The following is a 356-nucleotide window of genomic DNA, read 5'->3' as shown; positions in this document are numbered from 1 at the left end:
CTGCATAAACGACAGACAGAGTTGGCTCCCTTGATGGACGAGTTCTTTGATTGGTGCCGTGAACAGGCTGTCTTGCCAGGCTCCAAATTGGGTACTGCAATAGAGTATAGCCTCAAATACGAAACCACCTTCCGAACCGTTCTATCGGACGGTGACCTAGTCCTGTCCAACAATATGGCTGAGAGGGCTATGAAGACCTTGGTGATGGGCAGAAAAAATTGGCTATTCTCTCAAAGCTTTGAGGGAGCCAAGTCAACAGCTGTCATTTTGAGTCTTTTAGAAACAGCTAAGCGACACGGACTTGATGCAGAGAAATATATGAACTATCTTCTAGAACACTTACCTAATGAGGAGAC

At 45.8% G+C, this 356-nt stretch carries 1 pseudogene; it reads left to right on the top strand.

Annotated features, from left to right (window positions below):
• Nucleotides 1–356: pseudogene (locus C1E99_RS08745) on the top strand (IS66-like element short variant transposase); the annotation flags it as partial.

The sequence above is a fragment of the Streptococcus suis genome (assembly GCF_002964045.1).
Taxonomy (GTDB): domain Bacteria; phylum Bacillota; class Bacilli; order Lactobacillales; family Streptococcaceae; genus Streptococcus; species Streptococcus suis_U.
Note: the sequence above shows the minus strand (reverse complement) of the source record. Positions and strands in the feature narration are given on the sequence as shown.